This is a genomic window from Alteribacillus sp. YIM 98480 (genome assembly GCF_009765375.1).
In the GTDB taxonomy this organism is placed as follows: domain Bacteria; phylum Bacillota; class Bacilli; order Bacillales; family Marinococcaceae; genus Alteribacillus.
This window is the reverse complement of the sequence record NZ_VTOK01000007.1, coordinates 173,759-197,884: the sequence shown is the minus strand read 5'-3', so window position 1 is coordinate 197,884 and position 24,126 is coordinate 173,759. Positions and strand designations below refer to the sequence as shown.

Annotated in this window: 22 protein-coding genes and 2 other annotated features; of the genes, 3 read left to right on the top strand and 19 right to left on the bottom strand. The window is 40.8% G+C overall.

Annotation, left to right across the window (positions count from 1 at the left end):
- Positions 1-160: 160 nt before the first annotated feature.
- The 9 genes from FZF09_RS10970 to FZF09_RS10935 form a co-directional block, all read right to left on the bottom strand.
- Positions 161-571, bottom strand: a complete 411-nt coding sequence (locus tag FZF09_RS10970; RefSeq protein ID WP_158736637.1) for a DUF350 domain-containing protein — start codon at positions 569-571, stop codon at positions 161-163.
- A gap of 42 nt (positions 572-613) precedes the next feature.
- The gene (locus FZF09_RS10965) at positions 614-2,971 is read right to left on the bottom strand and encodes an endonuclease MutS2 (RefSeq protein WP_158736636.1); all 2,358 of its coding nucleotides are present in this window, start codon (positions 2,969-2,971) and stop codon (positions 614-616) included.
- Between the two features lie 213 nt (positions 2,972-3,184).
- Positions 3,185-4,921: a DNA polymerase/3'-5' exonuclease PolX gene (gene polX, locus FZF09_RS10960; protein ID WP_158736635.1), complete on the bottom strand. Its 1,737-nt coding sequence runs from the start codon at positions 4,919-4,921 to the stop codon at positions 3,185-3,187.
- An 81-nt stretch (positions 4,922-5,002) separates the two neighbouring features.
- On the bottom strand, positions 5,003-5,545 hold the full coding sequence (locus FZF09_RS10955) for a CvpA family protein (RefSeq protein WP_158736634.1): 543 nt from the start codon (positions 5,543-5,545) through the stop codon (positions 5,003-5,005).
- Positions 5,546-5,821: a cell division protein ZapA gene (gene zapA, locus FZF09_RS10950; protein ID WP_370514449.1), complete on the bottom strand. Its 276-nt coding sequence runs from the start codon at positions 5,819-5,821 to the stop codon at positions 5,546-5,548.
- A gap of 245 nt (positions 5,822-6,066) precedes the next feature.
- A complete protein-coding gene (gene pheT, locus FZF09_RS10945) occupies positions 6,067-8,487 on the bottom strand; it encodes a phenylalanine--tRNA ligase subunit beta (protein ID WP_158736633.1) in 2,421 nt (806 codons plus the stop codon).
- Positions 8,488-8,500: 13 nt separating this feature from the next.
- A complete protein-coding gene (pheS, locus tag FZF09_RS10940; protein WP_158736632.1) occupies positions 8,501-9,535 on the bottom strand; it encodes a phenylalanine--tRNA ligase subunit alpha in 1,035 nt (344 codons plus the stop codon).
- A 97-nt stretch (positions 9,536-9,632) separates the two neighbouring features.
- Positions 9,633-9,767: a hypothetical protein gene (locus tag FZF09_RS23050; protein WP_255450501.1), complete on the bottom strand. Its 135-nt coding sequence runs from the start codon at positions 9,765-9,767 to the stop codon at positions 9,633-9,635.
- Between the two features lie 55 nt (positions 9,768-9,822).
- Positions 9,823-10,059 (bottom strand) — a binding site (T-box leader).
- Between the two features lie 200 nt (positions 10,060-10,259).
- Entirely contained in the window at positions 10,260-11,021 is a 762-nt protein-coding gene (locus tag FZF09_RS10935; RefSeq protein ID WP_158736631.1) for a TrmH family RNA methyltransferase, read from the bottom strand.
- Positions 11,022-11,188: 167 nt separating this feature from the next.
- Here FZF09_RS10935 and sspI point away from each other — a divergent pair, with 167 nt between their 5' ends.
- Positions 11,189-11,395 carry a small acid-soluble spore protein SspI gene (gene sspI, locus FZF09_RS10930; RefSeq protein ID WP_158736630.1) on the top strand — a complete coding sequence of 69 codons (207 nt, stop codon included), beginning with the start codon at positions 11,189-11,191 and terminating at the stop codon, positions 11,393-11,395.
- A 187-nt stretch (positions 11,396-11,582) separates the two neighbouring features.
- Here the strand turns inward: sspI and FZF09_RS10925 are convergent, their stop codons facing one another.
- The gene (locus FZF09_RS10925; RefSeq protein WP_158736629.1) at positions 11,583-12,671 is read right to left on the bottom strand and encodes a M42 family metallopeptidase; all 1,089 of its coding nucleotides are present in this window, start codon (positions 12,669-12,671) and stop codon (positions 11,583-11,585) included.
- 106 nt (positions 12,672-12,777) lie between these two features.
- Positions 12,778-13,257, bottom strand: a complete 480-nt coding sequence (locus FZF09_RS10920; protein ID WP_158736628.1) for a dUTP diphosphatase — start codon at positions 13,255-13,257, stop codon at positions 12,778-12,780.
- A 112-nt stretch (positions 13,258-13,369) separates the two neighbouring features.
- Here FZF09_RS10920 and FZF09_RS10915 point away from each other — a divergent pair, with 112 nt between their 5' ends.
- Positions 13,370-13,762, top strand: a complete 393-nt coding sequence (locus FZF09_RS10915; protein WP_158736627.1) for a sigma-w pathway protein ysdB — start codon at positions 13,370-13,372, stop codon at positions 13,760-13,762.
- Positions 13,763-13,864: 102 nt separating this feature from the next.
- On the opposite strand, the gene FZF09_RS10910 is transcribed toward FZF09_RS10915, so the two are convergent.
- The 6 genes from FZF09_RS10910 to FZF09_RS10885 all read right to left on the bottom strand — a co-directional run bounded on the left by FZF09_RS10910 (position 13,865) and on the right by FZF09_RS10885 (position 19,071).
- Positions 13,865-14,131 carry a DUF1294 domain-containing protein gene (locus FZF09_RS10910; RefSeq protein ID WP_158736626.1) on the bottom strand — a complete coding sequence of 89 codons (267 nt, stop codon included), beginning with the start codon at positions 14,129-14,131 and terminating at the stop codon, positions 13,865-13,867.
- A 149-nt stretch (positions 14,132-14,280) separates the two neighbouring features.
- Entirely contained in the window at positions 14,281-14,637 is a 357-nt protein-coding gene (gene rplT / locus FZF09_RS10905) for a 50S ribosomal protein L20 (RefSeq protein WP_091581860.1), read from the bottom strand.
- Between the two features lie 38 nt (positions 14,638-14,675).
- On the bottom strand, positions 14,676-14,876 hold the full coding sequence (gene rpmI, locus FZF09_RS10900; RefSeq protein ID WP_091581858.1) for a 50S ribosomal protein L35: 201 nt from the start codon (positions 14,874-14,876) through the stop codon (positions 14,676-14,678).
- A gap of 31 nt (positions 14,877-14,907) precedes the next feature.
- Positions 14,908-15,420, bottom strand: a complete 513-nt coding sequence (gene infC / locus FZF09_RS10895) for a translation initiation factor IF-3 (protein ID WP_158736625.1) — start codon at positions 15,418-15,420, stop codon at positions 14,908-14,910.
- A gap of 149 nt (positions 15,421-15,569) precedes the next feature.
- Positions 15,570-15,702: a sequence feature (ribosomal protein L20 leader region), on the bottom strand.
- 252 nt (positions 15,703-15,954) lie between these two features.
- Positions 15,955-17,898 (bottom strand): threonine--tRNA ligase, encoded by a 1,944-nt coding sequence (gene thrS, locus FZF09_RS10890; RefSeq protein ID WP_158736624.1) that lies wholly within the window; start codon positions 17,896-17,898, stop codon positions 15,955-15,957.
- A 603-nt stretch (positions 17,899-18,501) separates the two neighbouring features.
- Positions 18,502-19,071 (bottom strand): 3D domain-containing protein, encoded by a 570-nt coding sequence (locus FZF09_RS10885; RefSeq protein ID WP_233269473.1) that lies wholly within the window; start codon positions 19,069-19,071, stop codon positions 18,502-18,504.
- Between the two features lie 171 nt (positions 19,072-19,242).
- Here FZF09_RS10885 and FZF09_RS10880 point away from each other — a divergent pair, with 171 nt between their 5' ends.
- Entirely contained in the window at positions 19,243-20,691 is a 1,449-nt protein-coding gene (locus tag FZF09_RS10880; RefSeq protein ID WP_158736623.1) for a xylulokinase, read from the top strand.
- A gap of 249 nt (positions 20,692-20,940) precedes the next feature.
- Here FZF09_RS10880 and FZF09_RS10875 read toward each other — a convergent pair whose 3' ends face one another.
- Both FZF09_RS10875 and FZF09_RS10870 read right to left on the bottom strand, forming a co-directional pair.
- A complete protein-coding gene (locus FZF09_RS10875; protein ID WP_158736622.1) occupies positions 20,941-21,966 on the bottom strand; it encodes a TAXI family TRAP transporter solute-binding subunit in 1,026 nt (341 codons plus the stop codon).
- Between the two features lie 31 nt (positions 21,967-21,997).
- Entirely contained in the window at positions 21,998-23,947 is a 1,950-nt protein-coding gene (locus FZF09_RS10870) for a TRAP transporter permease (RefSeq protein WP_158736621.1), read from the bottom strand.
- Between the last annotated feature and the right edge of the window lie 179 nt (positions 23,948-24,126).

The following is a 24,126-nucleotide window of genomic DNA, read 5'->3' as shown; positions in this document are numbered from 1 at the left end:
TTAAACTTTTCTAAAGACAAAAAAAGAAGACGTGAGCTTTATTACAGCTCCGTCTCCTTTTGCTTTATTGAAAAAATAACAAATAAACAGCTCCTGAGAGTACAAACAATATACAGCATACGATTAATATTTTTGCTAACCTTTCCAAGCTTTTCTCTCCTTATGATAAAATCCCAGCTCCAATAACAAATGACAAACCGGTAGAAATAATAAAAGAAATGAATCCAACTGCCCTGTTATCGGCTGCAATTTCGTCATCTACTTTAAACATCGGTGTTAAAAACTCAAACATTAAATAACTAAAAACAAGCAGGAAGAAACCATATGCCCCCCATGTAACCATGGTCAGCACCGAATCATTATGTTCAATCGAAAATCGTAATATGTTGGCAACACCGAATAATTTTCCACCTGTAGCAAGAGCTACTGCTATATTGCCATTTTTAATTTCTTCCCAGTTTTTATATGGAGTGATGGTCTCAAAAACAGCCAAAAACACGATAAGAGACAAGACGGCAACACTAAAGTTTGCCGCTGTCTCTACAAACGTATTTTGCATAAATGCATCCATGATCTTCATCCCTTTCATAGCCGTTTTACCGGGCTCGGACCATTATTTTAATTGTACGACGGTGTTTCCTAGACCACCTTCATTCATACCGCCGTCTCTCGTTTGATTTACGCTCGGATGCTTTTTCAACAGTTCCTTAACCCCTTTTCGCAAGGCACCGGTACCTTTTCCGTGTATGATGTGCACTTGAGGATAACCGGCAAGAACAGCATCATCAAGATACTTTTCAACCTGCCGCATAGCATCTTCATAACGCATCCCTCTTAAATCAAGCTCTGGCTTTACGTTCGTGTTTCTAGAAACAGAAGTAACTGGACGCGTCGGCTGCTTGACGGGTTCCGCCTTGACTTTTTCCATATCTTCTGCTTTCACATTCACTTTCATAATCCCAACTTGTACCTGGTATTCTTTATTATTTGCTTTTTCAAGAACTTGTCCTTTCTGCCCAAAGCTTAAAACGCGAACCTCGTCCCCTGGTTTAAAGGATTGATCTTTTTTTGCTTGCTTTTTGATCTGTTTTTGCCTTTTTGTAAGTTCTGGAGCTGCATTTTCCATCCGCTTTTTCGCATCAATTAATTGGTGTTCTTTGACACTGTGTCCTTCCTTTTGCAGCTCACGCAAATCACCGATAATTTCTTCTGCTTTCGCACGCGCTTTTTTCACTTCTGCTTCTGCTTTTTCTTCCGCTTCTTTTAACAGAGCACTTTTCTGGTTATCTAATTCTTGCATGCGCTTATCAAGTTCTTGGTGAAGGGCTTCTGCTTCTGCACGGATTTGTTTGGCCTCTTCCATTTCTCCTTCAGCCTGACGCCGTTTTTCCTCTAAAGAAGTAATCATATTTTCTACTTGACGGTTTTCTGCATTAATTTCGGCTTCGGCTGCTTGAATGATTGATTCATCAAGACCAAGCCGCCGTGAAATAGCAAATGCATTACTTCGGCCCGGAACGCCAATTAACAAACGGTACGTTGGGCTAAGTGTATCAACGTTAAATTCAACACTTGCATTCATCACACCTTCTCGATTATAGGCGTAACCTTTTAATTCACTGTAGTGTGTCGTTGCCACTAATTTTGCTCCGGTTTGATATACATAATCAAGAATAGAAACAGCAAGAGCAGCACCTTCTGTTGGGTCTGTCCCTGCCCCGATTTCATCAAAAAGCACGAGACTTCGATGGTTTACCTTTTTTAATATATCTACAATATTAGTCATATGCGAAGAAAACGTACTTAAATTTTGTTCGATCGATTGTTCATCACCAATATCTGCAAACACATCTGTGAACACAGCTGCTTCAGAGTCCTCATCCACAGGCAGAAACAAACCAGATTGTGCCATTAGCGTTAAAAGTCCTGCTGTTTTTAAGGTAACCGTTTTCCCTCCAGTATTTGGACCGGTAATGACTAACGAAGAAAAACTTGTTCCAAGTTCCACATCAATAGGAACAACTTCTTCTTCAGAAAGAAGCGGGTGCCTTGCCTGTTTAAAATCTAAACGGCCCTCTTCATTTAAACGCGGCTGCACTGCTTTCATATCCTTTGCGTAATACGCTTTACAAAAGAGAAAATCCAGCTCCCCTAAATAAACAGAATTTTCGATAAGCTCCTCGGTATGTTCCTGCACGTGAGAAGAAAGCTCTTGTAAGATACGTTCTATTTCCTGGCGCTCTTTTACTCTCGCTTCACGAAGTTTATTGTTGATATTCACTACAGCCTGTGGTTCTATAAAAAGGGTTGCCCCAGAAGCAGACTGATCATGGACAATACCACCAAAAGAGGAACGGTACTCTTGTTTTACGGGTATAACGTAACGATCGTTTCGAATCGTTACAATCGAATCGGATAATTTTTTTTGCTGATCAGAAGAACGGGTCAACTGTTCGAGTTTAGAACGCACTTGTGATTCACTGCTTCGTATTTGCTGACGAATGCTGCGCAGTACAGAACTAGCCGCGTCCATTACTTCCCCATGATCATCGATGCATTGTTTAATTGCTCGTTCTAAATCAGTTAAAGGAACAATATTTTCTACTAATTCTAAAAGCAGCGGCAATTCGATTTCCTCTTCTATCATTGATTCAACAAATGATTTCAGGCGCCGTCCAGCATATATCGTGTCGGCGATCTCCATTAATTCACCTGCGTTTAACATGCCGCCTATTTGTGCACGTTTTACATGAGCATGGATACTCTGGATCCCGCCTAGTGGAACTTGTCCTTTTAAACGCAGCACCTTTGTGCCTTCATACGTTCGCTGCTGTTCTTTTTTGGCTGTTTGAAGATCAGTATGAGGCTCTAGTTCCTCAATTTTTCTTCGACCTAAAGAAGAAGCGGCATGTTCCTTTAACTGGTCTTTCATTTTGTCATATTCTAATACACGTCTTACTCGTGCATTCATTTCTTTCATCCTTTCAATAAGAAAAGCGCAAGCGCCTTGCTCACGAGCGACAAGTCCTGAAGGGCCGGCATGTGGAAAGCTGAACTTTGCTTTCCATTGACGAACTTAAGGAATCTTGAGCGAGTAGGCGCTGGAGCTAGACATTTAAAACGCCAAATATTTATTCTTTCTTATCTTAAGAAAAAGCGCTGCGGCTTTAGCGGATGGTTACTATCATCCTTTTTCTCCCGCTGTATTCTTTCTTTTATTATTGAAAAAAGAAACAAGTGAATCATAGTTCCTTGTATTTATAATTTGATCTTTTGTTAATAGAGCTTTTCTCGCGATACCTGTACCGATCTCCATATGATCAAGCATTTCAGGATGGTGGGCATCTGTATTAATAGAAATCATCGTATCGTACTCTTTTGCTTTTCTTAACCAATCAAAAGCAAGGTCAAGCCGGTTTGGGTTAGCGTTCAGCTCAACAGCTGTTCCTGTTTCTGCCGCACGTTTTAAAAGTTTTTCCACATTTACTTTATAACCTTTTCTTCGTCCAATCAATCTTCCGGTTGGATGAGCAATAATGTTAACATACGGACTGTTTAATGCTGCTTCTATGCGTTTCATAATTTCTTCTTCTGTTTGAGAAAAAGAAGAATGAATAGAAGCAATCACCACGTCAAGTTTCTGAAGAACTTTTTCTTCTAGGTCGAGCATTCCATTCGGACGAATATCCATTTCAATGCCAGCCAAAAGCTCGATATCATCAAATTTTGCGTTCACTCTTCTTATTTCATTTATTTGGCGCAGCACCCTTTCTTCATCAAGGCCATGAGCTATTTGCAAAAATTTAGAGTGATCGGTAATCGCCATCCATTCATACCCGCGTTTACGCCCTTCCTCAGCCATTTCTTCAATAGATACGGCTCCGTCACTCCAGGTTGTATGCATATGCAAATCACCGCGTATATCCGTTTTCAACACCGTTTCGTAAGGTTGTTGAAAAATGTCGGTTTCATCTCTGCCTAGCCTTGCTTCGGGCGGTATATAGTTTAAGCCGAAATGGCGGTAAAAATCTTCTTCTGTTTCAAATGTAAACAGTTCCTCTGTTTCTTGGTCTTCCACCCCATATTCACTTACTTTTTCCCCTTGCGCTTTCGCCAGCTGCCGCATCATAACATTATGTTCCTTTGATCCAGTAAAATGGTGCAGTGTCGTCGCAAATGCTTTTTCATCCACTAATCTAAAATCTGCTTGAATGGAATATTCAAAGTTAAGCTCTACAGATACTTTAGATTGACCATCAGCAATCACTTCAGAGACGATACCCATTTCGGTCAATTGTTTGCGAACAGCGTCAGAGTCCTCCACCGACATAATGTAATCAAGGTCCTTTATTGTTTCCTCCATGCGTCGTAAACTTCCAGCTCTTGCATACCGTTTTACTTTACTTAGGCTATTCAGCTCTGCTTCTAGTTTTTTGGCCGCATCGAGCATAAAACTAATCGGCAGACGCTCCGGACGAGTTCCCGCTTCATTTAATGCTTCTATTATTTTCTCTTCGGTTTTTGCCCCAAAACCAGCAAGCTTTTGTACTTGTTTTTCTTCACAGGCTTTTTTTAAAGCAACAGCATCGGTAACATTTAATTCTTGGTATAGTTTCGCTAGTTTCTTGCCTCCCAAACCTGGAAGTTTTAATAATGGAACCAAACCAGCAGGCACTTCCTTTTTCAACGTTTCCAATACTTCTGCTTTTCCTGTTTCACGTAACTCTTTAATGATGGCAGCCGTTCCTTTTCCAATTCCTGTTAATTCAGCCGGGTCCCCAATCTCCATTAAGGAACGTTCATCCTGCTCTAGCGCTTGTGCTGCTTTTCGATATGCAGATACTTTAAAGGAATTTTCTCCTTTTATTTCCAAGTAAACTGCAATTTGTTCTAATTCTTTAATAAGCTCCTTTTTATTCATACTTGCTGCTCCTTCCGTACACACCATTTATTTAGAGGAGGATGTCGTACGAAAAAACTTCTCCCATAGAGAAGTTTTCCCTTACACCCCTTGTTCCCAAAGTTCTTTTAACCAATCGGATAAAAATGGGGTGTGATTTATCATCAGGTTTGCTATCCAGGAATCACTGATTGCATTTTGTATAGCCTCAATAGGCATTAATGCAGCGGTAATTAATAAAATAAATAAAATTAAATAGGTCTCTATAAATCCAAGCAGGCCGCCAAGCCACCTGTTTATCGTTCTTAAAACCGGTAGATGTGTTACAAAATCAAGCATGGAACCTACGATTTGGAGTAATATTTTTGCAGCAATAAACAATAAGAAAAAGGAGATTCCAGCATAATATACCGTTTCCATATCAAAAGACTCTACCATCATATGAATTATACCGTCTCCATCATTCGACATCCTTGGGTAAGGAAGCCACAGCCGTAAATATTCGGCTAGGTCACGATAGAAATAAAACGCAATAAACAATGCTGCAAAAAAACTGATTAAATGTATTAATTGTAAAACAAAGCCTCTTCGAAGTCCTACGAAAAAGCTTCCGATTAAGATCAAAGCTAATAATAGACTAAGCATTTATCCCCGTTCCCCATCTTTTTCATTTCGTTCCTTTTTTTCGTACTGATCTATCTTTTCTTGAAGCTTCATATACTCATCCACAACGTTTAAAGCTGTTAAAACAGCAAGCCTGGTTGTGTCTAAGTAAGGGTTGTATTGTTTAAATTCCTTCATTTTTTGGTCAAGGTGTTCTGCAACACTTGTGACATGCTCTGGAGATTCATCCCCTTTTATGGTGTATTGCTGCCCATATATTGTAACGGTTGTTCGTTGTTTATCATTTTCTGCATCCACCAGATAAGCCCCTTTCCTCTCCAAAATACCTACCCATTATAATAACAGAATCAAAATAGAATGGAAAACTTTTTAGGACTTCTCTGTTTCATCAAAATTATATGCTTCTCTTTAAATATGACACAATTTCCTGCTTTTTTTCCTTGTTTTTTACAGCTTCCTGGCTTGCCGCTTATAATAGGAAGGAGCCATCCCAAGAATATTAGGATATGGCTCCACGGCAGTTTTTTATAATGGTTTTTCTCTTATTGACGCAGTACAGCTTGCACTTTTTCAGTGAGCTCAGATACCACATGATCATGTGTTTTCGTTACTTCTTCATCGGTAAGCGTTCGTTCCGGATCCAAATAAACGAGCGAAAATGCTAATGATTTTTTGCCAGCTTCTAAATTTTCTCCTTCGTATACGTCAAACAGTGTAACTTGTTTTAACAACGGACCTCCGGCTTCTTCGATGACCCGCTGCACATCTCCTGCCGGCACATTTTGGTCGACAACGAGAGCAATATCTCTTGAGATGGAAGGATATCGTGGAAGAACGGCATATGACAATTCTTCTGTTTCGGCTGCTAGTATTGCGTCTAAATCTAATTGAAAAATGTATGTTTCTTTAATGTCCCACTCTTTTTCGACTGACGGATGAACTTGCCCTGTAAACCCAACAGATCTGCCGTTTAAGACAATATCAGCACTTCGGCCGGGGTGAAGCTCTTTTCGAGAAGACGGCACAAATTGAATGTTGTCGAGCACTCCAAGCTCCTCAAAAAGACCTTCAAGAATACCTTTGACAACAAAGAAGTCTGTTTTTTTCTTCTCTCCCTGCCATAAATGAATTTCCCACGTACCTGTAACGGCAGCCGCAAGCACCTTTTTCTCCTCAGGCTGCTGCGTCAGCGTTTCTGATTCAACAATAAATACAGAACCAAGCTCAAACATAGAAGAATCATTTATCTGCCGGTTTCGATTATACTGTACGGTATCAAGTAAATGAGGAATTAAGCTTGTGCGCATTGTGCTTCGTTCTTCACTCATAGGCATGGAAACCATAACAGTTCCAGGTACCTCTTCAAGTAAAAAACGGCTCGCTTTTTCTGGACTGGTTAATGAATACGTGATTGCTTCATGCAGTCCGCTTGCTTCAAGATAACGGCGGATTTTTCTGCGCTTGTTTTGTTCTGGGCTAAGAGACCCTGGCGTTGTTACACCAGAAGGCAGGGTCGTTGGAATGTAATCATAGCCATACAGCCTTGCCACTTCTTCTGCCAGATCTTCTTCTATCCTTAGATCGGGACGGCGTGTCGGTACTTCTACAGAAATTCGATTCCCTTCTGTTTCAACCGTAAACTGAAGACGGCGGAAAATCGAAAGGATATCTTCTTGGCTTAAATCCATGCCTAATCGTTTATTTAATTGTTCCGGCTCGGTTTCAATAACTCTTTTTTCATCGGATCTAAAATCATCTTCCACTGTACCTTCTAGCACTGTCCCGCCGGCATAACGTTCAAGCAGGTGAGCTGCCCGGGCAGAAGCCTCTTCTACTCTTCCGGAATCAACCCCTTTTTCAAAACGTGTACTCGATTCACTGCGCACCCCCATGTCTTTTGATGCTTTGCGAACACGGGAAGAATTGAAATACGCTGCTTCAAGCAGAATCGTTGTTGTATCTTCCTGTACTTCAGAAAAGGCACCACCCATTACTCCGGCCAAAGCTGTCGGTTCTTTACCGTTTGTTATAACCATATGTTCTGCAGAAAGGGTGCGTACTTCTTCATCAAGTGTTGTGATGGTTTCCTCTTCGTTTGCCCGTCTTACTACTACTTCATTGGATCCAAACCGATCGAAATCAAAAGCGTGCAGCGGCTGTCCATATTCGAGCAGCACATAATTTGTAATATCGACGACATTATTTATCGGACGTATTCCTGCAGCTGTGAGGCGATTTTGCATCCATAATGGTGATGGTCCAATCGATATATCTTGAATAATTTTTGCCCCGTAGTACGGATTGTCTTCTGGTACATCCACCTGAACAGATACAGCTTCTGCTGCAGATTGGTCAGCCGCTGTGAACGTACAGTCCGGCTGATGTACTTCCCGATCTAAAAGAGCAGCCATTTCGTAAGCAATCCCTATCATGCTAAGACAATCTGCCCGGTTTGGGGTAAGGTCCAACTCTAATACGGTATCACGAAGACCCAGTTCTTCTACAGCATCCTCTCCTACTTTTGCACTTTCAGGAAAAACATATATGCCGTCTATAAATTCTTTGGCAACCAGCTTTTGCTCAATGCCAAGCTCTTGCAACGAGCAGATCATTCCTTCTGAAGGCTCTCCTCTTAATTTTGTTTTTTTAATTTTCATGCCTCCAGGAAGGACAGCTCCTGGCTTAGCTACGGCCACTTTTTGACCCGCTGCTACGTTGGGCGCACCGCATATAATTTGAGCTGTTTCTTCGCCAGTATTGACCTGGCAGACATTCAATTTATCTGCATTAGGATGCTGCTCACATGCCTCTACATAACCGACTTCCACCTGTTCTAATCCTTCACTTCTCGGGTGAAGTACGTCTACTTCCACCCCGCCCCGCGTTAATTTTTCTGCTGTTTCTTCTACTGTTAAATCATCTATATCAACATAATCTTTCAACCACTGATATGAAACAAGCATACCGAATGCCTCCTTAAGCCCGTTTAAATTGTTCTAAAAATCGGATGTCATTAGTGTAAAAGTGACGGATATCGTCAATTCCGTATTTCAGCAAAGCAAAACGCTCCACTCCCATTCCAAACGCAAAGCCGCTGTATTCATTAGAGTCAAAGCCGCTAAACTCTAAAACGTTCGGATGGACCATGCCGGCGCCTAATACTTCAATCCAGCCGGAATTTTTACATACCCGGCAGCCCGTTCCTCCGCAAATACCACAGGATACATCAACTTCTACGGAAGGTTCCGTAAAAGGAAAAAAGCTTGGACGAAGGCGGATGCTTCGTTCCGGGCCAAAATATTTTTTTACAAATGCTTCGAGAGTTCCTTTTAAGTCACTCATCCGTACATTTTTATCAACATATAATCCTTCTATCTGCATAAATTGATGGGAGTGGGTCGCATCATCATCATCGCGTCGGTACACTTTACCGGGACAAACAATCTTAACCGGCCCCTGTCCATGATGTTTTTGCATGGTTCTTGCTTGTACAGGTGAAGTCTGTGTTCGAAGAAGCATATCATGTGTCACATAAAAAGAATCTTGCATATCACGGGCCGGATGGTCAGGCGGAAGGTTCAGCGCTTCAAAATTGTAATAATCTGTTTCGACTTCAGGACCTTCGGTTACCTGAAATCCTAACCCGATAAAAATGTCTTCAATTTCTTCTACTACTGCTGTGAGAGGGTGACGCGCCCCCCGCTTTATTTCTTTTCCTGGAAGAGTAACATCAATGCTTTCTTCCTTCAGCTTTTCCTCGAGAGCTATTTCTTCGAGCTCTGTTGTTTTTGCTTCTAGACTGCTCTGAATTTCTTCGCGGATTTCATTTGCTTTCTGCCCTACTTTCGGGCGCTCTTCAGCAGACAATTTACCCATTCCGCGCAAAACCTCTGTAATTGGACCTTTTTTCCCTAAGTATTTCACACGGATATTGTCTAACGCTTTGACGGTGTCTGCTTCTTTAATTTCCTGCAGCGCTTCTTTTCCTAATTCCTGAAGCCGTTCTATCATATGAGATCCTCCTTGTCTATTTATAACAATCATTTTTTTAGCAAAAAATTTGGCTTTCTCTTTGTCTAAATGGTAGAAGCTTCGTCTTTTTAGACTTTCAAAGTATAAGAAAAGCGCAAGCGCCTTGCTCACGAGCGACAAGTCCTGGAGGGTCGGCATATGGAAAGCTGATCTTTGCTTTCCATTGACGAACCGAAGGAATCTCGAGCGAGTAGGCGCTTGTGCTAGACATGTAAACCGCCAACTATTTATAATTTCTTATCATTTAAAAAAACCCCCGTCCTCTTGTAAGGGACGAAGGTTCGCGGTACCACCCTTGTTAACTGCAAAACGAAATCAGCAGTTCACTTCATTTCAGATAACGGATTTTCCGGGACACCTTAACAGTAGATAATAAAGTTCTGCGTTCCAGTGCCGGCTCCAGAGTGAATTCGATCAGCCCTTCCATAGGAATGCTTTCAGTCAGCGGCATTCCATCCCTGCATGGCGGTCTCTGATTTACTACTCTCTTTCACAGCCTTTTTATTATGTTATGTTTTTTGAAAGTCTGTATGAGAAAACTCGTGCTGCCGCCTTTTAAAAACGGCCCCCCTGCGGCGGCAGGGGCCATCATATGTTCTGAACGTTAAAAGCCAGCGATTTTTTATTTATTCATTTTATACTATTTTACAGTTTAAAAAATTTTCGTTTCCTTTGCAAGGAAATTTCTTTGTCTTTTATGAGATTAATGAAAAAGTTTTAAATGATATAACAAGATGCCTGCTGCCACAGAAACATTTAAAGACTCAGCATTTCCATAAATCGGAACATAAATATTTTGATCCGTCTTCTCCAGCCATTTTTCCTGCACTCCTGCTCCTTCATTTCCGACAATAAGAGCGAAACCATTTTGAGCTTCTATTGCTGTATGAGTTGTTCCCTGATTTAAAGAAGTACCGAAAACAGGAATATTTTTCGTTTGGCATGCTTCTATCCATTTTTCAATATCACCTTTTATAACAGGAAGATGAAACAAAGAACCTTGTGTCGCTCGTATAACTTTATCATTATAAGGATCAACTGTTCCTTCTCCTAAAACAACGGCAGAAGCACCGACTGCATCTGCAGTTCGTATCATTGTTCCCAGATTGCCCGGGTCCTGAACACCGTCAATAAACAAATAACAGCCTAGCTCTTGTATGCTCAACGACTCTTCTTGTTTTGGAAGGCTGCAAACAGCCAATATCCCTTGAGGTGTTTCGGTACTGCTCATTTCTTTCATAACTTGCTCTGTGACAAGTGATATTCCCGCTCCTGAATGGTTGGATGGAATATTTTTATTATCCTCTGCAATGATTGCCTGTACTTTTATGTTATGACGAAGCGCTTCTTCCACAAGATGAAAGCCTTCTATAACAAACAAACCTTCTTTTTCTCTTTGTTTTCTTTTTTGAAGCCGTTTTATTCGTTTTACTAAAGGATTTTTCACTGATTCAATTTTCTTCACTAGCTTTCCCTTCCCTTACATGCTGCTCATCAACCAGCTGTCATAGCACATGTCCAAATATTAGACGTTAAGAGCCCGAAAAGTATATATTTTCTTCCAGCTTCTCATACTACAGATATCGACGTATGTTGATATTACTATTTTATCACAAATAGGAGGGAACAAGGATGTCCTTTAATCTGCGCGCAGCCATTTTACAAAATGTTTCAGGTCATAATGAAGAACAGGTCGAAGCCACCATTCAAGATGCCGTTCAAAGCGGAGAAGAAAAAATGCTTCCCGGCCTTGGGGTTTTGTTTGAAGTGTTTTGGAATCATGCGGATGAACAGGAAAAAGAGCAGGTTATTTCCCAAATTGCAGATGGATTGAAGTAACAACGAATCAAGAAAAGAGCCGTCCTGAGTCAAAGGACGGCTCTTTTCAGGGCGCTGCTCTCCTCGTGAGTCCTCCGCAAAATCATTCAAACAAACAGAAAGAGCCTTTGTTTTGCCCAATTTCATGCTTCGAATACTAGCGGAATAGGAGACTCTTTAATCCACAACTCTCTTCCTTAAACGGTTATTATGAATCGAATGTAATGGATCGAACAGTGTCTGCATCTAGTTTTTTCGTCACTTCTACAAGCAGCTGCACCGCATGTTCGAAATCATCACGATGTAAAATAGCAGCATGAGTGTGGATATAACGAGTTGGAACAGTTATAGCTAGGGAAGGCACCCCATCACCGGATAGATGGATAGATCCAGCATCTGTTCCGCCGCCGCTCATCGCTTCAAACTGGAATGGAATGTTATGTTCCTCAGCAATGTCTGTTACAAAGTCACGCAGCCCTTTGTGAGACACCATAGACCGATCAAATACTAATACTTGTGGTCCTTTACCGATTTCAGCTGTGGCATCATTATCCGAAACTCCCGGCGTATCACCAGCAATACCTACGTCAACGGCAAATCCAATATCGGGAGTAATCTTGTGAGAAGCTGTTTTGGCGCCGCGAAGTCCTACTTCTTCTTGTACAGCCCCTACACCATACACTTCATTAGCATGATCTTCATCCTTGAGACGCTTCAATACTTCAATTGCGATCGCACAGCCAATTCGGTTATCCCATGCTTTTGCCATCATCAGCTTTTCATTATTCATAACCGTAAAATCACAAATCGGCACTACTGAATCCCCAGGGCGAACCCCAAAACTTTCTGCTTCTTCCTTGCTAGAAGCACCGATATCGATAAACATATCTTTGATTTCAACTGCTTTTTTTCGTTGATCAGCTGGAAGAATATGCGGCGGCTTGGATCCAATTACACCGACAATATTTCCTTTTCTAGTCATTATGTTGACTCGTTGAGCAAGCATAACCTGGCTCCACCAGCCGCCCACTGTTTCGAATTTCAAAAAGCCTTTATCATCAATATGGGTAATCATAAAACCAATCTCGTCCAAGTGACCTGCAATCATAATACGCGGTCCGCCAGCTTTTCCAGTCTTTTTCGCAATGAGACTGCCAAGTTGATCATTCGTTATCTCATCTGCATAAGAAGAAATATGCTTTTTCATAACTTCGCGGGCTTCTTTTTCATTACCAGGAATTCCATTTGCATCCGTTAATTCTTTTAACATCTGTACCGTTTGATCCATTTCCGCCACTATTTATTCCTCCTTGGTTTATGTAATCATTTCATATTTTTTCCTTCTTTTAGTATATAAGTATCTTTTTTTATACTCAAACGTTTTGGATTATTTTTTCTCTGGATTAGTATCCTTCTGTTTGTCTTTTATGATTCATTTCATTTTTTTCTAGATAAGCTCGTTCTACTTCTTCATTGGAAAATCCAAGCAGCATACCAAGTTGAAGGTATTCCTGAAATAATTCGATGTACGTTTGTTTTTCCGTTTTTTTAGTAAGAGCAGCAGCTGCTTGAAATACTGCCTGAAACTGCCCGCTTAACGATCGTTCATTTTTTTCTGTCTGGAACGGAACTTCTTCCCACCCCTTATCAATACCGATAGAAAGAATAAAATGAAGCCCATCTACATACTCTTCGAGAATCACTGCTTGACTGGAAGCGGGCTTGTGACTCCAATACTTAAAGCAGCGGGTTTCATTAGCAAGCTCGGCCGCTTCTACTTGAAAAGCAAGCATTTTATCTATAAAAATGTCTTCTCTTTTCAAGTCATGCTCTTTTAATATTCGTTCATCTAATGTTCGCTGAATTGAAAATAATTGTTTCATTATATATCTTTTCCCTTCTGACGTATTTTCTATTAAAATGAAACTAAAATAGTTTTTTCTCGTAAATTAATGACAGGAAATTTGCAGGAATACACAAGGGGAGGAATTTATCGTGGCTCTTTTGATACGAGCACTTATTCTTATTGCATTAATCATATTAATTTATGCTGTTATTAAATACATTTTAAATCCAAAACGCAAGCTTGAATTAGCACATGAAAAGAGTAACTTTTACTTTTTAGACGAAATAAAAAATGTGCGGAAAAATTTTTTAATTACTTACAAAGGTGTCATGTTTGAAGGAGAAAAATATTTAGGAACGACCGAGCAGGCATTTGATATTGTCTCTGTATCCGTATGGGTAAAAAACAAAGACAAACTCCAAGGTCTCCAGCGCAAAGATTTTTCATTTCTAGAAAACGAAATCCGACAGCATTACCCCCATGCTCATATAGAATGGAAAAGCCCTATCAAAGAGTTTATCAAGCAAACAGAAAAAGATTAAGAGTCGTTTTTTAAATAAGCAAGAAAGCAGCAGTCTATGGTGTAAGAAAAGCGAAAAAAGTCTCACTCAGGAACGAGCCGACGCTAGAGAGACATTAAAAGGTTATATTTTTATGAAGAAAAGAACCAGTATTCCATGTAAAAACAGAAGAAAAGGAATACCTATAAAAAAACGTTTATGTTTTGTTTTGTGCCGAAACATATGCATCGCTGCAAACATTCCAGCGCTTCCACCAACTGCAGCTAAACACAAAAGTCTGTGCTCGCTGATACGATAAGTTCGTCGGCGGGCTTTTCGTTTGTCGGCACTCATCGTGATAAAAGCCGCCAAATTGATAGCTAGCATATAATATAATACTAAGATTTCCATTGCCTTTCCCCTCTCCCTCTTTTCTCTTTTTGCATATGGATAAAATTAATTTGCTGATTTATCTTATCTTGGCTTGCCGCCGGATTCTTAGGCCAAAAAGTAAAAAAGGGTCCAGGAAAATTGATAGATTCCCAGACCCCTTTTATTCTTTATTTCAAGTTTGCTTTTGCTTTTTCAGCAAGCTCTGTGAAACCTTTTTCATCGTTTACGGCAAGATCAGCGAGCATTTTGCGGTTCACATTAATGTCAGCTTGCTTCAATCCGTACATAAGACGGCTGTAAGAAAGACCGTTCATACGAGCAGCCGCATTGATACGTGTAATCCAAAGCTTACGGAAGTCACGCTTACGTTGACGGCGATCCCGGTATGCATATTGCAGGGATTTCATAACTTGCTGACGTGCTGTCTTAAACAAGCTGTGCTTTGAACCACGGTATCCTTTTGCTAGTTTTAATACTTTATTACGACGACGACGAGTCACATATCCGCCTTTTACTCTTGGCATCGTCTATCCCTCCTTCGATTTCATCAGTTGTTTTCGTTTTATTTGTCGTACGGCATTAGGTTTGCAATGCGCTTTTGATCAGATTTATCTACAATACCTTGTTTGCTGAGACGGCGCTTTTGCTTTTGGGATTTGTTACGGAACAAGTGGCTTGTGAATGCATGGCTGCGCTTCAACTTGCCAGTACCTGTTTTTCTAAAACGTTTTGCTGCACCGCTATGAGTCTTCATTTTAGGCATGAGTAATTTCCTCCTTGTCACTAGTTAAATTCTACTTGTTGTCTTTTTCCGACTTTGGCGCCAGCATCAAAAACATGCTCCGCCCTTCCATCTTCGGCTTCGTTTCTACCGTAGCCACGTCTTCACATTCTTGGGCCATGCGCTCTAATACTTTTTTGCCGATATCAGAGTGTGTGATCATACGTCCGCGGAAACGAATAGCCGCTTTCACTTTATCACCCTTGTTCAAGAACTTACGAGCATTGCGAAGCTTCGTGTTAAAATCATGTTCTTCAATATTAGGGCTTAGGCGTACTTCTTTCACGTTAATTACTTTTTGCTTCTTTCGAGCCTCTTTATCTTTCTTTTGCTGCTCGAAACGGTACTTTCCGTAATCCATAATACGGCAGACCGGCGGCTTCGCATTTGGAGCCACAAGTACTAAATCAAGGTTAGCTTTATCAGCCAAATCCAGCGCTTCGCTTTTCGATTTAACGCCAAGCTGGTCGCCGTTAGCATCGATCAGGCGTACCTCACGCGCACGGATTCCATCATTAACCTTCATATCATTACGAATAATGAGCCACCTCCAAAAATTTTACCAATAAAAAGCAGTTAACTGCGCATTAGAAAAACTCAGCTTTCCGCCAAGTTCAAATGACGGAAGCCTTAGTCTTTTCTTATACTTTATACTTTAAGTTAAAGTTTCTTTTTAAAGTATAAAAAAAGCAGGCACACATACTGCGCCCACACGATGATCGTTTCTCACTATTCATGGAAATCACCACAACCTGCCAACAGCCCGGGGCGTCAGTCAGGTGAGAAGCGGGCGCTTCTGCTTGTTTTGGTTTCGTTTTTCATTACTCATTAACGTTACCATACGCATTAGGTGCTGTCAAACACTGAAAACACCACTTGATTATCGTAACGAAAATTATTAAAACATGCAACCTTTATTTATGAAAAGCTCCTTGTATTTGCACCACCCACATATATCTCTTCCACTTGAAAGGGGGAACGCTGAAATAGTATCCCTGCATAGAAAAATTATATGAAAAAACTGCCTGCCAGATCCATACATGGCAAGCAGTTTCATCTATTAATCCAGGCTGCGTGTATCTATTTTTTCTTTTATTTCCTTTACAAAATCAGCTAATGCTGCGGATTTTGAATCATTTTGTCCGTAGCGGCGCACGTTGACAGCTTCTGCTTCGATTTCCTTGTCTCCGAGTACAAGCATATAAGGAACTTTTTTCATTTGTGCTTCCCGGATTTTATAGCCGATTTTTTCATCACGAGTATCGACTTCCACCCTTACACCTGCTTTACGCAGCTCATCTTCTACTTTGCGAGCATAATCGAGGTGGGCTTCAGCTGATACTGGAATCACTTTTGCTTGTACAGGAGCAAGCCAAGTCGGGAAAGCACCTTTGTATTCTTCTAATAAAAATGCGATAAAACGCTCCATCGTCGATACAATACCGCGGTGAATAACAACAGGCCGGTGTTCCTGCCCATCTTCTCCGATATAAGTAAGATCGAACCGCTCTGGGAGATGGAAGTCTAATTGAACAGTAGATAACGTTTCGTCTTTTCCAAGCGCTGTTTTCACTTGCACGTCAAGCTTTGGTCCATAAAAAGCTGCTTCGCCATCTGCTTCGACGTACTCGACTCCCATGTCATCCATTGCTTCTTTCAGCATGGCTTGTGCTTTTTCCCACATTTCGTCGTTGTCCACATACTTTTCTTTATCTTCTGGATCACGGTAAGAGAGACGGAAATAGTAATCGTCGAGTCCAAAATCTTGATATACATTCTTAATCAGCTCTACCACCCGGATAAATTCAGACTTCAGCTGATCCGGACGAGCAAAAATATGAGCATCATTTAATGTCATCGCACGTACACGTTGAAGTCCAGCCAGAGCACCTGACTTTTCATAACGGTGCATCATTCCAAGCTCGGCAATTCGAACGGGGAGATTTCGATAACTATGGAGCTGGTTTTTATACACCATCATATGGTGCGGACAGTTCATCGGCCGGATAACCAATGTTTCATTATCCATTTCCATTGGCGGGAACATATCATCTTGATAATGATCCCAGTGTCCGGATGTTTTATACAATTCAGAGCTTCCAAGTACAGGGGTATAGACATGATCATAACCGAGACGTTCTTCGATGTCTACGATATAGCGCTCAATAGTCCGGCGGATCGTTGCCCCTTTCGGAAGCCATAACGGCAGACCCTGTCCAACTTTTTGGTTTACAGAGAAAATCTCGAGTTCTTTGCCAAGTTTACGATGGTCACGTTCTTTTGCCTCTTCGAGCATTTTAAGGTGCTCTTCTAGTTCCGATTGTTTAAAGAAGGCTGTTCCGTAAATACGCTGCAGCATTTTATTATTGCTGTCTCCGCGCCAGTAAGCACCAGAAATGCTCATTAATTTAAATTTTTTCAATTTAGAAGTGCTTGGTACATGAACGCCGCGGCATAAATCGAAAAACTCTCCTTGCTCATATATGGTGAGTGTTTCTCCTTCAGGAATGTCGTCAATTAATTCTATTTTCAAGTCGTCCCCGATTTCTCTGTAAATCTCTTTAGCCTTTTCACGACTGACTTCTTTTCGAACCACTTCATGATTCTCATCGATGATTTTTTTCATTTCTTTTTCTATTTTCGGTAAGTCTTCTGGTGTTAATTGATGAGGCATATCAATATCATAATAAAAACCATGTTCGATAACCGGCCCTACGCCAAGTTTCACATCATCAAATAAACGTTTTACAGCCTGTGCCATCAAATGCGCTGTACTGTGACGCAGAATTTCAAGGCCTTCTTCATTTTTTGAGGTAATGATTTCAATGTTTCCGTCTTTATAAATAGCTGTTTTAAGATCGATCGGTTCACCATTTAATTTTCCAGCTAAAGCTTGCTTTTTAAGCCCCGGGCTGATGGAGGATGCGATTTCTTCTGTCGTAACACCCTCTTCAAATGACTTGACATTTCCATCTGGAAAAGTGATATTTACGTTATTTGCCACACTAAGTCCCTCCTATTTTTCGTTATGATGAGCGTTTTGAGCCAATGTAAATAAAAAAACCCCTTCTCTTAAGAAGGGGCGATGAAAGTCCGCGGTTCCACCCTTGTTACACATTAATGATAATTTTATATCTTACCGTGTGATCTCAAGACCGGGATAACGACCGGCAGACGTCAGTGCTTAATTAGAAGGCTCTATTATGTATGACGATCTGTCATCACTTTTGAACAAAGCTCACGGTTGGTGAGAATCTGTTCAGCACTGCTGCTCCAAGGCGGTAAGAAACAAGACCTTTACAGAAAGCTTTCAGCCAAGACTTCCTTCTCTGTTCTAAAGGAGAATTTGTTTCTCATGTCCTTTTCTAAGCATGTTTCATAACGATAACTTCTTTAGTCATTATAGAGAGACTTTCCAGGAAAATCAACCTCTCATTAAGAAAAGTTCAAGCACTCTGAAAGAAGAAAGGCCGATTTAGATTAAACAGTTCATGAAAGCAGCATCGGAGTTACAGATGCTGCCGTTGTTCATGGAAGTCTGTCTTTAAGTAAAAAGCTGTTTCAAAGGCTGGCAGTTCTGTCAGTCTTTGAAACAGCTGGAGTAGAGTTATTCAAGGATCTTTATATTTACTTTTTTGTTTCCCCATTGCAAGGCTTCGCTGCGATCGGAGAAAAATACATCGATTTTATTTCCTTTTATTGCACCGCCTGTGTCCCCTGCAACCGCTGTACCGTAACCTTCAACGTGTACCTCTGTCCCAAGTGGAATAACGTCCGGGTCAACAGAAATTACTTTTTTATCCGGATTTGCTTTCAAATTAATACCTGTGGCTGTAATTCCAGAACACCCACTGCAATTAGCTGTATACGCTGTAGAGGAAACCGTCATTTCACGAGCAGCTTTTTGTTCGGATTCCTTCTCTGACGTGCTTTCAGAAGAACTAGAAGACACAGAACCGTCTCTTGTAACATCAAGTTCCTGGTTTGGATATATCGTATTTGAAGAAAGATCGTTCCAGCTTTTCAGTTCAGAAACAGAGATATCATGATTTAATGCTATCCGATATAATGTGTCGCCGCTTTGAACTGTATATGTATTAGAAGCCTCAGCATCGTCGATTGATACACCAATAAGTAATGCAACCGCCATTGTCGTTACTGAAATTAATTTCTTCAAAAAAATCCACTCCCTTTTTTATCCTGCATTAGTAAATTTATCATAGTAATATTACAATAGTGTCTCAACCAATTTCCGTTTCGATTACACTATCATTACCATGACGAAATATATTACTTGGCCTAAGGTGTTACAATGATTAAAAGTGACTGTCAATGAAGGAGGTTCATCATGGAATATATTGCAGTATTTGACGTGGGCACATCAGCTATAAAAGGATTACTCATTCAAAAAGACGGCCGCATTTTCGAAGAGCGTTCTGCAGTCATTCATACATACAAAGGAAAACATGGGGAAAAAGAACAAAACCCCGAAGAATGGTGGACTGGCATGATGTCTATTACAAGAGGATGGTTCGAGGAAAAGAATATACCTCCAGAGTCAGTGAAAGCTGTCACATTCAGCGGTCAAATGGAAAATGTCATTTTAATTCGAGAAGGAGAAAACACAGAGCGAGCTATTTTATATTCTGATATGAGAGCTGAAGAAGAAGCCAGCTGGATTCAGAGAGAACGTTCAGATTTACCGGACATTACAGCTAATGCTGTATCGGCCTCGACTCCGCTGGCCAAATTGCTTTGGTTGAATAAAAGAGAGAAAAAACCCGCCTCTGTCGTTTTCAGTGCAAAAGATTATCTCATTTATAAACTTACCGGAGTTATCACAACAGACAGTGTAACCGGTGCAACGACAGGTATGATGGATATCCAAACGAGAACATGGCACCCTGGTATACTGGAATCTTTCGGGATTGATCATTTCACCCTTCCGGCATTATTGTCACCTAATGATGCGGCTGGAAACGTATTGCCCAGCGGGAATAGCGGTTTTCACGCAAACACTCCCGTTCTTTGCGGTGCAGGGGATGCAGGAGCAAGCACCATGGGGGCAGGAGCGATTCATGATGGTGACAGCTATTTTTACATTGGTACAACGGGCTGGGCTGCAGCTCCAACAAAAAGTCATTCCCCAAAAACCACTGGTGTTTTCACACTAGCCCATGTGATACAAAATATGAATATCTCAATAGCTCCTCTTTTGAATGCAGGCAATGTCTACGAGTGGACGAAAAACACATTTATGCCGGAGAGCTCGTATGAAACATTTGAAAATACTATTTCACAGTCTAAACCAGGTGCGGGCGGTCTTGTCTTTTTGCCTTATATTCATGGAGAAAGGTTCCCGGTTCAAGATAGCAATGCGAAAGGAATATATTTTGGTATCCAAGCGAATACAAGCCAAGCTGATTTTATGAGAGCTTCATTAGAAGGAATCTGTTATTCTTTACGGCATATTGCTGAAACAATCATAGAGGCAAAGGAAGGAAAAATCATTTTAATCGGCGGTGGAGCAAAAAGTAAATCATGGTGCCAAATACTTGCTGACATAACAAATAAAACAGTGAGTGTACCAGAAAATAGTGAATACCTGCCGGCTGTTGGCATAGCATCTACTGCTTTTCTCTATCTTGGCTGGGTGAAAGACGCTCGACAATTTGTTGACAGCTATATTACTTGTCTTCAAGCAGACATATACCGACCCAATCAAAAGAACACAAACGTATATGAAATACGTTATAAACAATATGTAAAACTTTACCCAAGAACGAGAGACATTTAACGAAAAGCTTTTCAACCCGTCTCTAGGTGACTGTTCATTATATTTAGCTGTACTAAAAGGTAGTGCTTCAGCTGAAGTTAATAAAATAATGCAGCCGCCCCGCCTCTGTTGTTATTATTACGATATATATTAGAAACATAAAAGCCTGGACTCGAACAGTTCCAGGCTCTTGCATATATTTATACTTTGCTCATCTATTCTCTGCTCTTATCTGCTTTAGTGTTAATCCTTCATTAAGCCATTGTCTGCTTATTCTTCGAGTACTCCTTCTTCTTCATAGTAACGTTTGGCTCCTTCATGAAGAGGTATGTCTGCTAGTTCTGTAGTAGCTTCTTCTAAATCCATCTGTTCCACAATAGTATGAGAATCTTCAAGTTGGTCTAGGTTTTCCCAAAATGTTTTTGTCATTTCATACACCATATCTTCATCAAGAGAAGCGTCTGTCATCAGCATCATTTTGATCCCTAACGTTTCTACGTCTTCTTCCTGGTTTTCATAAGTATCAGCAGGAATCGTAACTTCAGAGTACCAAGGGTATTCTTCCATCAATGATGAACGTACGTCTTCATCAATACCAATTAGTTTACCGCCAGCAGTAGAAGTCATTTCGGTGACTGCAGCGGTTGGCAGACCTGCCTGAATCAATGCTCCGTCAATTTGTTTATTTCGCATTAAGTCAATCGCTTCGTCAAAGCCGACAAAATTTTCTTCGATCCCACCAGGATAGTCAATACCATATTCAGGCAGAATAATACTTGATTCTACTTCAGGTGTGCTTCCCGAAGCACCCGGAGCAAACTTTTTGCCCTCAAGATCTGCAACGGAATCAATTCCAGCTTCTTCACGCACAACGAATTGGTTCGGGTTATAATATAGGCCAGCCATAATGCGGACATCATCATACTGACGATCGGTAAAACCTCTCTCTCCATTATATGCTTCCCAAATAATGCCTGAAGTAGCAAAAGATATATGGCCTTCTCCTTCTTTTAACATATTAAGATTTTCTACTCCGCCATTGGACCCTTGTGCATTAACCCGTACGTTGTCCATTTCATCGTTCCATAGATTAGCCATCGCAGAACCTAAAGGATATATAGTTCCTGTTGTACTTGCTGTGGGAAAGTTCAGATCTTGTACGTCAGAACCATTTTCGTCTCCACTTTCTGCATTTTCAGGGGATTCCTCATTCTCCCCGCCGCAAGCAGCCGCCATTACCGTTACTGCTGCAAGAGAGCCAGTCATCACCAATTTTTTAATAGAAAATTTCTCCATAGTAAACATCCTTTCTTCTGTCATTCTTCTATTAACTGTGTACTGCTGCGGATGATTCTTTTCGGTTATTTTTAGTTATTATTCCCTGCCAAACCAATATAAAAGTTATGATACAAACACCAGCACCATCTGTCCAAATACCAGGTGCGATCATGACCAGCCCTGCTAAAACTAGTAAGACGCGATGAAAGAGAGAAGTTCGTGTAAGCAGCCATCCTTGCAGTCCAGATGCTAAAGCCATGGCACCAATCACCGCTGTTATAACTGGAAAAATGCTCGCAGAAAATTCTGTTCCTCCACCGAGCAAAAGAGCAGGCTCGTAAATAAAGAAAAACGGAAGTAAAAATCCTGTCAAAGCGAGCTTAACAGCTGTTAAAGATACTTTGTTCTGGTCTATTTCGGCAATCCCCGCAGCAATATATGACGCAAGAGCTACCGGAGGTGTAATATTGGACAGGCATGCATAGATCAAAACAAACATGTGAGCGGCAAGCGGCTGTACACCAAGGTCTACTAAAACAGGTGCCGCTACTGTTGCAACAATAACGTAAGCAGCTACTCCAGGTACTCCCATGCCTAAGATGATGCTCATCAGCATGACTAAAACACCGGCAAGAAGCAAACTTTCATTTGTATATTCCATAATCGTGTATCCAAAGGTCAGTCCAAGACCAGTTAAAGATACGGTACCGATAATAATGCCAATGACAGCGCAAGCTACCCCTACACCGACTGCTCCCTTTGCTCCTTCCTCCAAAGCCTGAAGGGTTTTTTTCAGCCCCATTCTTGTTTCTTTTCGAAACCAGCTGGCCAAAACACAAGCAATAATAGAAAACACAGCAGTATACAGAGGCGTATAACCTAAAAATAACAATGTTACCAGCACAATGAGAGGTAAAGACAGATGCCCCTGCTTTTTTAAAACTTCCTTGATTTTCGGAATGTTTTCCCGGGAAATACCCTTTAATCCGAGCCGTTTCGCTTCAAAATGAACGACAAGAATCAACGTTAAATAGTATAAAAGAGCAGGAATGAATGCGGCGATAAGTACAGTAGTATAAGGAACACCAAGATATTCTGCCATAACAAAACCAGCGGCCCCCATTATCGGGGGAGCAAATTGACCGCCTGTAGAAGCCACTGCCTCCACAGCTGCTGCAAATCTTGATTTGTACCCGTTTCTTTTCATCATCGGAATAGTAATGGTTCCAGTGGTAGCCACATTTGCGAGAGCGCTTCCATTAATCATCCCCATTAAGCTGCTAGCAAGAACAGCAACTTTTGCAGGTCCCCCGGGTGATCGTCCTGCAATGGTTAAAGCCAGATCGTTAATAAAATGGCTGAAACCGCTGATACGCAAAAAAGCTCCAAACAAAATAAAAAGAAAAACGAAAGTAGCGGAAACACCTATCGCTATTCCAAATATACCTTGACTTCCCCAAAACATATGGTCGATAACTCTATTTATACTAAAACCGCTATGACTAAAATCCCCAGGAAAATAGTTGCCAAAGAAATTGTAAAGAAGAAAAATTAGTGCAAGAACAGCTAGATTTCCAACTACTCTGCGTGCAGCCTCAAATATCATGAGTATGCCTGCCGCACCAAATATGTAATCTTGCGGCAGTAAAAAACCGCCTCTTAAAACTACTGCTTCATAATTCCAAAGAAAATAACCAAATGATATTATCGTTAAGATAATGCATAATACATCAAATATTTTCGGAGATTTAAGTGCTGCTTCTTTTCTTTTTTTCCATGCCGGAAACAATAAGAAAGCCATAACTAACAAAAAAACAATGTGCCATGCGCGTAGTTTGATCGCATCAAACGTGCCCGTTCCGGCTGCATATAGTTGAAAAATCGACCATAGAATGGCAAAAGCAGACACAAAAAAAGCCGCTTTCCCTATGTATTCTCTTTTATTAGAATTTTCCCCTTTTTCAGCAGTCTTCTCCGCTTTTTCTGATGATTTTTTCATCGATGCCTCCCCCTTTTACACTGTTAGGAATATAAACATAACGTAGGTGAACAGTATAAGATAATTTTGACAAAATCAAAGTTTATCTAAAAAGTGGAAAACATAACAGCGGTATTTCCCTTTCACTTTAATACTGTAACTCTTCAGGGCTTTAATGCATTCAAGAATTTTTCCACAAC